The organism is Sphingopyxis sp. 2PD, assembly GCF_005503695.1.
GTDB lineage: Bacteria > Pseudomonadota > Alphaproteobacteria > Sphingomonadales > Sphingomonadaceae > Sphingopyxis.
Map to the genome: position 1 here is coordinate 1 of NZ_SCMU01000049.1, position 8,317 is coordinate 8,317.

At 57.8% G+C, this 8,317-nt stretch carries 7 protein-coding genes and 2 pseudogenes; 5 read left to right on the forward strand and 4 right to left on the reverse strand.

The annotated features are described in order from the left end of the window. A pseudogene (locus FFS18_RS17210) lies at positions 1 to 77 on the forward strand (integrase catalytic subunit); the annotation flags it as partial. A 50-nt stretch (positions 78 to 127) separates the two neighbouring features. On the opposite strand, the gene FFS18_RS17215 reads toward FFS18_RS17210, so the two are convergent. The 3 genes from FFS18_RS17215 to FFS18_RS17225 all read right to left on the reverse strand — a co-directional run bounded on the left by FFS18_RS17215 (position 128) and on the right by FFS18_RS17225 (position 3,046). Then, positions 128 to 898: an NUDIX hydrolase gene (locus FFS18_RS17215; protein ID WP_054590306.1), complete on the reverse strand. Its 771-nt coding sequence runs from the start codon at positions 896 to 898 to the stop codon at positions 128 to 130. A 64-nt stretch (positions 899 to 962) separates the two neighbouring features. Next, the gene (locus tag FFS18_RS17220) at positions 963 to 2,552 is read right to left on the reverse strand and encodes an ABC1 kinase family protein (protein ID WP_039575416.1); all 1,590 of its coding nucleotides are present in this window, start codon (positions 2,550 to 2,552) and stop codon (positions 963 to 965) included. Positions 2,553 to 2,557: 5 nt separating this feature from the next. Further along, on the reverse strand, positions 2,558 to 3,046 hold the full coding sequence (locus FFS18_RS17225) for a MarR family winged helix-turn-helix transcriptional regulator (protein WP_052208277.1): 489 nt from the start codon (positions 3,044 to 3,046) through the stop codon (positions 2,558 to 2,560). Between the two features lie 131 nt (positions 3,047 to 3,177). On the opposite strand from FFS18_RS17225, the gene FFS18_RS17230 reads away from it, so the two are divergent. From FFS18_RS17230 to FFS18_RS17245, 4 genes are all read left to right on the forward strand, one after another. After that, on the forward strand, positions 3,178 to 4,305 hold the full coding sequence (locus FFS18_RS17230; protein ID WP_137871786.1) for an HlyD family secretion protein: 1,128 nt from the start codon (positions 3,178 to 3,180) through the stop codon (positions 4,303 to 4,305). Beyond that, positions 4,302 to 5,873: an MDR family MFS transporter gene (locus FFS18_RS17235; RefSeq protein WP_095385529.1), complete on the forward strand. Its 1,572-nt coding sequence runs from the start codon at positions 4,302 to 4,304 to the stop codon at positions 5,871 to 5,873. The genes FFS18_RS17230 and FFS18_RS17235 overlap by 4 nt, the downstream gene beginning before the upstream one ends. Positions 5,874 to 5,880: 7 nt before the next feature. After that, positions 5,881 to 7,344, forward strand: a complete 1,464-nt coding sequence (locus FFS18_RS17240) for an efflux transporter outer membrane subunit (RefSeq protein ID WP_039575413.1) — start codon at positions 5,881 to 5,883, stop codon at positions 7,342 to 7,344. 355 nt (positions 7,345 to 7,699) lie between these two features. After that, complete coding sequence (locus FFS18_RS17245) at positions 7,700 to 8,242, forward strand: hypothetical protein (RefSeq protein WP_137871787.1); 543 nt, start codon at positions 7,700 to 7,702, stop codon at positions 8,240 to 8,242. Here the strand turns inward: FFS18_RS17245 and FFS18_RS17250 are convergent. Beyond that, positions 8,239 to 8,317: pseudogene (locus FFS18_RS17250) on the reverse strand (integrase catalytic subunit); the annotation flags it as partial. The gene FFS18_RS17245 and the pseudogene FFS18_RS17250 sit on opposite strands and share 4 nt — an antisense overlap.

An 8,317-nucleotide genomic window follows, 5' to 3' on the forward strand; every position in this document is an offset into this window, starting at 1 on the left:
CATCGCCAGTGTCGCCCGCCGGTTCCGCTTCGCTCCACCTGCGGCCAACACTGGCGATGGACGCGTCAATGCACTAACAATCCCAGCGGACCACTCGGTGGGGGCCGGTCACTTGCTTGCTTCTATCTCAGCTGATAACTTCGAAGGCTGTGCCGTATCCCACGTCGGCGGGGATAGTGAGGATGTTCTTGCCGTCTCGCTGGATGACTTCTGGAAGGACCGGCACGATTTCGCGAGCCTTGGCCCGCGCGACGCAATCGTCTGCGCTCGCAGCTTCGGCTAGCAGTTGCAGGTTCAATCGCGTGGGAAAGATGATCGTTCGTTCACCGCTGACACCCAGTTTCAGGGCTTTGCTTGGCGAAAGCCATTCCGCATCAACGGTTTCATATCCATCACATGCTGCGATCTGGCGCTCTGGGGCGCGAACGACGAAGAAATGAGTGTCGAAGCGCTTTTGCATAAAGCTGGGCGTGATCCACCGCGCGAACTCGCTCAGGCGATCAAGGCGCAGTTGCACATCGGCCTCGCGCACAATGTCGAAAAATTCGCGCTCGCCTCGCTCGACGGCTTTGCGGCTTTCAAGATCGCAAATATCCTCGAACTCGCTACCGTCGCGATGATCGGCCAGCAGGATGCCTGCTTCCTCAAAGGCTTCACGAATCGCGGCAATCCGAAGGGTGCGCTGCGTAGGATCTAGCGTTTTCCAGCCCCTGCAATAATCGGCCCATTCAGGCGCTTCATCGGCAGCAGAAGGCTTTCCACCGGGAAAGACCAGCGCGCCGGATGCAAAATCGATCTGGTGATGCCGCTTGACCATCAGCACCTGGAACTCCGGCTCGTCGCGAAGCAACAGCATGGTGGCTGCGGGGACCGGATCGACTGGCTTCTGCAGTGTCATCATAAACTCCAGTTCTCAGTTGGCCTGATATTGGACGCTGGCCCGTTCAAGCTGAGCAACGATCTTATCGCCATTTGCGCAGAAGAACCAACCCGGCAAGAGCCACTGCAACACTTGCAAGCACCCAGGATTGATTCGCAAGCAGCGCCGCGGAGACGATAAGTGCGGCCGCCACAGGACCTTTGACAGGCTGGCTCGCGCGGCGAATGGCTGCGAGCTTCTCAAAACTTGCCGGATCAATCTGGACAGGCACATGCCCGGACTTGGCTATAGCGGCGGCGTTATCGAGAAGGTCAGGCATGATCGCCGCTAGGGCGAGGAGTTGTCGGCGAACTTTTTTTAAATTGGCGCGATTCCTGCCAAGGGAGAATCTTTCTGCGAACAGCTCCAACATGATGGGGCGTGTTTCCTCCCCGATATTATAGTCAGGCGCAAAGGAACGCGCAAACCCTTCCGCCGTGAGCAATGTTCGAAGAAGGATCGCCAGATCAGGCGGAAGTGCGAGCTGATAGTCTCGCAGGAGATCGAACACGCGGCTGAAAATATGCGAGAACTCAATCCCCGAAAGGACCGTTCCCCTGAACTCACCGATCAGCTGGTCCAAATTCTGGGTGAGCCCATCACGGTCAACTTTCGGATCTCCAGCCCATTCGAGCAACACGTTCGCGACGTCTGCTGTGTCTTCGTCGGCTATAGCCATGACAAGTCGTACCAGTTCCTCGCGCCTCGCCTTTGTGAGAGTGCCGACCGATCCGAAGTCGATAAAGCCCACATCCTGTTCCCCGATAAGGAAAACATTGCCTGGATGCGGATCGCCATGAAATTCGCCATTCAGAATGATCATGCGCAGGACTGCATTCGCATATTGTCTCGCGAACGCCGCCACGCGTGGGTCGGTCGATTCGGCCTCGATCGCAGACGCGGGCGTTCCATACAGCCGCTCCTGGACGTTGACCCGTATCCCCGTCAGTTCCCAATGAATTGTTGGAGTCTTGATCCCAAGCGTATCAAGATAGCCACCGATACGCTCGCATGCACGAGCTTCTGCTGCCAGATCCATTTCCCAGGCAAGATTTCTGCCAAAGGTTCGCAGGAACTCTACGGGGCGATAGCGGGCGATTTCAGGGGATCGATCCTCGGCAACGGCGGCGAGGCGCGTCAGGAGCCGCACATCGGCCTCCATTCGCGCAGCAGTGCCCGGACGCCGCACCTTTATGATAACGTCGGCGCCGTCGAGCAGCGAAGCAGAGTAGGTCTGCGCTACCGAAGCCGAAGCCAGTGGTTGTTCATCGAATTGGGTGAATTCCCCTCGCCAGTCAGCTCCCCAGCTTGCGGCAAGGATGGGCTCGATTTCTTCGAATGGCACCGGAGAAACCTGATCGTGGAGCGTCGCGAAGGCAGCAATCCAGGACCTGGAAAACAGATCGCTGCGCGTCGCCAGCAGCTGTCCAAGCTTTATTCCGACCGGACCAATGTCGCGCAGGAGTGCGACGACCGCCGCCGGCCGCAATTCACCTGGATCGATTGACTTGGCCGGATGCGGAATGACTCCGAGAGCGCCCGCCAGGCTTTTGGCGCCGTGCCGGACAAGAATCTGTCCTATCTCGGCGGCGCGTGCGATGTCTCCTATCGGTTTATCTCGGAACCCAGGCATATGTCCTATTCCGCATCGGTCCGGCTCTGATCGAGATTCGACGCAATCCGCACAAGAATGTCCAGCAACGTCCGTTTTTCGTCGCGCGTGGCGTTCCGCCATAGGACCCTATGCAGCCCGTCCGCGGATTCTCTCAGTTGGGGCAACAACCTGTCGAGCTCCTGGGTCAGGATGAGCTGCCATGCCCGGCCGTCCGTTTTGGCTCGTCGCCTTTCCATCAATCCTTTCCCACAAAGGCCAGCGACGGCTTGACCGATCGTGGCGGATTCCAACTCTAGTCGCTTGGCAATTCCGGCCTGCGTCAACGATGGTTCGCGGAGAAGTTGTCCGATGATGCGCCACTGCGTCTGATTGAGGCCAATCTTGGCAATCCGTGCGTCATAAGCGCGCCTCGCCCCCCGACTAATCTCGTCCATCAAATATAGCATACGGTCGTCGTCGGTGAGGGCGCCTTCGCGAAGCCGTGGCGGCATTGTGTCGAGATTTGCGTTCATACCGCTGCCTAGTCCGTTTCGTGGGAATGCCAAAACGCAAATTACTAAACGATTTTACTAACCGGATGGAACGGTCTACGCCACGCCATGAAGCGACTTAGCACATGTCCAAAATCCTTCGAAAGAGGCAGATGACCGACGAACCAAATGAGCGGGAACAGGATCGCGCGCCCGCATCCCGCCTGAAATCGCAACCCAAATTTCGCCTCATCCTCATCATAGCCATCACTGCTGCGCTGATTGCAGGTGGTTGGTGGTATTACAGGCATGTCACCTATGGGCAGTACATGCAGTCGACCGACAACGCCTATGTCGCGGCCGACAGCGTTGTGGTTTCATCAAAAGTGGCCGGATACGTGGACGCGGTGCTCGTCTCTGAGAACGGGCGGGTCAGTCCCGGCGAGGCGCTCGTGCAACTGGATGTGCGAGATTATAGAGCCCAGGCGCAACAGGCGCGTGCGCAAATTGCGGCGACGCTGGCCGGCGCCGACACAATCCGCTCGCAAGTAACCGAACAGGACTCAGCGATTCGGCAGGCGCGGGCCCAACTCGCCGCCAAGCGCGCGGCGCTCGACCTCGCCAATGAGCAGGTAGCGAGGTATCGCCCCCTTGCCGCGACCGGTGCGGAGCCGCGAGAAAAGCTTCAACAATATGAGACACAGGCGCAGCAAGCGCACGCCGACTTTGTTGCTGCCCAGGCAGCAGTCTCTGCTGCCAACGGTCGGAGGGCCACCTTGTTCAAACAGATCGACCAGACCGAAGCCCAAGCTGACGCGGCCCGCGCGCAGCTGGAAGCGGCCGACCTAGATGTCACATCGACTCTGCTGCGAGCCAGCAAGGGAGGTCGCGTTGGCGATCTAACAGTAAGGGTCGGCCAATTCGTTCAGCCCGGTCAGCGATTGATGACGGTGGTTCCGGTAAACGAAATCTACGTCATCGCTAATTTCAAGGAGACGCAGGTCGGCCTTTTGCGGGCGGGGCAACCGGTCAGGCTCGAGGTCGATGCTCTTCCCGACTTTGAGATTGCTGGACGCGTTGAGAGCATCTCGCCCGGAACCGGAGCAGAATTTTCGATCCTGCCGCCCGAAAACGCCACAGGGAATTTCACCAAGATTGTTCAGCGGATAACGGTTCGTATCGCGATAATAGCCTCGCCCAAAGTGCGTCGTCTGCTCGTCCCGGGCATGTCGGTTGTGGCAGTTGTCGACACGCGAAACGCTGCCGGAGAGCTGAAAGAGATCTCGAGTACCGACAAATGACCGCCGAGTTGGCATCGAACAGCGCCTCTGGTACTCCGACTGCAGAAAGGCGGAATGCCGATATCACCGCGTGGATAGCGGTCGCAGCGGGTGCACTTGGCGCCATGCTCGCAACACTCGATATCTCTATCGTCAATTCCGCGCTTCCGGTGATCCAGGGCGAAATCGGAGCCAGCGGCACCGAGGGCACTTGGATTGCCACCGCATTTCTCGTTGCCGAAATTGTGGTAATTCCGCTTAGCGCCTGGCTTGAACGCCTTTTTGGACTGCGAAACCTGCTCATCATTGCGGTTTCCGCGTTCACCGGCTTCTCAATTCTTTGCGGTATGGCGACCGACCTCACGACCATGATCATCGGTCGCACGGGTCAGGGTTTCATGGGTGGTGCGCTGATACCAACTGCGATGACCATCGTGGCGAAAAGATTGCCGCCCCATCAACAGCCGATCGGCATGGCGCTGTTCGGCATGACAGTGATTCTGGGTCCGGTCATGGGGCCGCTGATCGGTGGCTGGCTGACCGAAAATTTGAGCTGGCACTATGCCTTCTTTGTCAATGTTCCAATCTGCGCCGTACTGCTGCTGCTGCTATTCGTCGGGCTTCCTCACGAAGAGCCGAAGTGGGAGTATCTGACCGATGCTGATTGGGCGGGCATTGCCGGCCTGATTCTGGGGTTGGGCGCTTTGACTGTGTTGCTTGAGGAGGGGCATCGCGAGGAATGGTTTGAATCCGCTCTTATTCGCTGGCTGGCACTCATTGCCGTTATCGGTTTCGCTTCACTCATATACGGGCAGCTGAACGCGTCGAAGCCCGTCCTGAAACTCCGCCTCCTTCTCAATCGCCAATTCGGAAGCGTTGCGGTGATGGCTCTCGCCCTGGGAATGGTCATGTATGGTTCGACCTACGTCATTCCCCAATTTCTTGCGATCATATCCGATTATAACGCTTTTCAAACCGGGCTCGTTATATTTTGGATGGGTATTCCGGCTTTTGTGCTTATGCCGATCCTGCCCTTCATGATCCGCAGACTCCACATTCGCATTGCCGTCGGTGTCGGAATGCTTCTGATGGCGGCCAGCTGTTTCGTCAGCATAAGCCTCACCGCGGAATCTGGGGGCGCCGTATTCATCGAAAGCCAGCTTATTCGGGGTGTTGGCATGATTCTGGCCATGATGTTCCTGAACCAGGCTACCGTAGCCTCGGTGGCAAAGACAGATGCTGGCGATGCCTCCGGTATTTTTAACGCCGCTCGAAATCTCGGAGGATCTTTCGCTTTGGCCGGACTGGCTTCGTTTCAGGACCAGCGGATCTGGCACCATAGCCGGCGCATGGAAGAGACGCTGAATGCCAACAGTGCTTCACTCCAGATTTATCTTGATGAACTCGCGAAAAGCTTCGGCGGGATGGAGGGTGCCATGTCGATGCTAGGCCGGACCATCCAGCGGGACGCGTTCGTAATGACCTACAATGATGTATTCTTGGTGATGGGCGTCCTGACCTTAATGACCGTTCCTTTGGTCATCTTTTTGAAGCCGCTTCCCAAGAATGTTTCCCTTTCGATGCACTGAGCCTGACATGATAAGAAAATCTGTAATATCGCTTCTCGCCTCGTTTCTGCTGGCCGGTTGTGTTGCGGGCCCAGACTACGCCGGGCCTCCAGAAGTATTCTCGGCGAACCGAAATGACGGCTTTGTCCGTGCCGGCGGTAACATCATCGATACCGAGCCCGAGCTGGCAGAGTGGTGGCTCCTTTTGAACGATCCGGAATTGACCAGGCTTATCGAGGCTGCGTTATCGGACAATCCTTCGCTTCAGGCTGCGCAAGCGCGGATTGCGCAGGCGCGGGCATCCGTGAGACAGGAGAAGGCCGGAAGATTTCCGACGCTTGGAACCCAGGCGACGGCTATTCAGGGCCGCTTGCCGGGCCTTGATATTCAGAACAGTGCCCCGCCTTCGGCGAGCGCGCCTGTTAGTCCGCAGGGACAGGCGGATGATAGCCTCAGTGTCTACAATCTCGGGCTCAACGCTAACTGGGAGCTGGATTTCGCAGGAGGAACGCAGCGACGGATCGAGGCCGGCAACGCTCAGGCCGCGGCAGCGGTTGCCAATGTGGAGGATGCCAAGGTCCAGCTGACCGCCGAAGTTGCCAATGCCTATGTCAACCTGCGCGAGGCCCAGTTTCGAGCCAAAGCGTACCGAACCGAGTGCGAGTTGCAGCAGCAAACCCTCTCGCTAACCTATCAACGGTATCAGCAAGGCGTGTTGCCCCTGTTCCCTCTCGGCAATGCAAATGCCGAGCTCGAGCTGCTCAAGTCTCAGCTCGCCGAGGCCGAAGCTGACACGGCGGTATTGCTCGATGCGCTTGCCATTCTAGCTGGACAGATCCCAGGGACAACGGACGAAGCGCTGAAACAGATCTTCGATGTTCCCCTCCCGCCGGAACAGGTCGCCGTGGGCGACCCCTCCAACCTTGTCGCACGTCGGCCCGACATCCGCGCGGCCGAACGCAGCCTGGCGGCAGCAACGGCTCGGATCGGTGTTGCGGAGGCTGCACGATTTCCGAAGCTGTCATTCATGGGAATCTTGGGACTTGGCGGAACGTCGCCAGACGATCTCTTTGATGTGAGCAATCCGTCAATTCTCGCCATTCCACAGTTGCAGTGGAACTTCCTCGATTTCGGAAGGGTCGATGCCTCGGTCGATCAGGCGAGCGCCGTCCGTGCCGAGGCAGTTGCCAACTATCGAAAGACGGTGCTTTCTGCACTTCAGGACGCCGAGCGCGCGTTGTCGCGCTTTAGCCAGCAGCGCTCTGCCCTGGTGGCGTTCGCGCAGATCAAGTCCCAGGCAGATGGCGCAGCCGATCTTGATCGACAACGATTTGCCGGCGGAGTGATCTCGCGCGCCGACCTAAATCGCACGCTTCGCAAACAGCAGCAGGCGGCAACCGACCTCGTCCGGGGAAAGGCGGCGCTCACGCTGTCATGGATCGCCCTGCAAAAATCACTCGGCCTGGGATGGCAAGTGCAAGCAAAGATTTAATGTCACCTACGAGTGTCGTTAATATGAACTCTAAGGTGCGATATCGGTTCAGAAAGAATCTCATAGGGATTTCAACTGACAATTTTATCTAACCTTAGCAAGAGTATCCTGTGCTTATTCAAACGATCTGTCGGCCGATTTGTGCGCAGCATACTCCTTGCAAGCGACCTGATATAACGCTACGGTGACGTTTACATAATGTCATTGAGGCAAGGCGCGATGTGTGGATCGGCATGGTTAAATGTGTGGGGTCAGTGGTCCCGCTTGCTGGCATGATCCGCTCGATGACGGGTTATGGGAGAGGGAGTTGCCACGGGCGATCCGCTCTCCCGACACCGGTTGGAGACTTGCTGCGATGAATGCGCGCACAGCACCGAACATCTTCGTTCGCGAAGGAGATGGCATTTCAACGTTGGTCGTTGAAGGTGACTGGACAGCGATGTCGATCGCAGGCCTTTCCGGGCATGTTCTGAGTCCCTCGAACCTCTCCTTCTCAAGCGACTTCGGAAACCTGGGAAGGATAGACAGCGCAGGCGCGCTCGCCATCCTGACTCTCGCACCCAATGCGGCATTTACCGCAGACCTGCCCGCCAATCTTGCTGATCTGTTCGCGCTGGTGGGCTCGGCCATGGCCGACCGCGATGTCCCGCCAATCAAAACTCCCCCATTTCACGTGCGTCTTGGCCAAAAAGTTTATCGAGCTGTCCAGGAAATCGGCGCAAGCGCTCGATTTCTCGGCCAACTTGAGGTGGCGCTCATGAAATCTCTTGCACATCCCAAAAGGATGCGATTGATCGCACTGGCGTCGTCAATTCAGAAGGCCGGCTTCGATGCGCTGCCACTCATAGCGATCATGACATTGACCGGCCCCCACCGAGTGGTCCGCTGGGATTGTTAGTGCATTGACGCGTCCATCGCCAGTGTTGGCCGCAGGTGGAGCGAAGCGGAACCGGCGGGCGACACTGGCGATGGA

Excerpts from the sequence above, each read along its gene's own strand:
- FFS18_RS17215 (WP_054590306.1), bottom strand. The coding sequence starts at position 898 with ATGACACTGCAGAAGCCAGTCGATCCGGTCCCCGCAGCCACCATGCTG.
- FFS18_RS17220 (WP_039575416.1), bottom strand. The coding sequence starts at position 2,552 with ATGCCTGGGTTCCGAGATAAACCGATAGGAGACATCGCACGCGCCGCC.
- FFS18_RS17225 (WP_052208277.1), bottom strand. The coding sequence starts at position 3,046 with ATGAACGCAAATCTCGACACAATGCCGCCACGGCTTCGCGAAGGCGCC.
- FFS18_RS17230 (WP_137871786.1), top strand. The coding sequence starts at position 3,178 with ATGACCGACGAACCAAATGAGCGGGAACAGGATCGCGCGCCCGCATCC.
- FFS18_RS17235 (WP_095385529.1), top strand. The coding sequence starts at position 4,302 with ATGACCGCCGAGTTGGCATCGAACAGCGCCTCTGGTACTCCGACTGCA.
- FFS18_RS17240 (WP_039575413.1), top strand. The coding sequence starts at position 5,881 with ATGATAAGAAAATCTGTAATATCGCTTCTCGCCTCGTTTCTGCTGGCC.
- FFS18_RS17245 (WP_137871787.1), top strand. The coding sequence starts at position 7,700 with ATGAATGCGCGCACAGCACCGAACATCTTCGTTCGCGAAGGAGATGGC.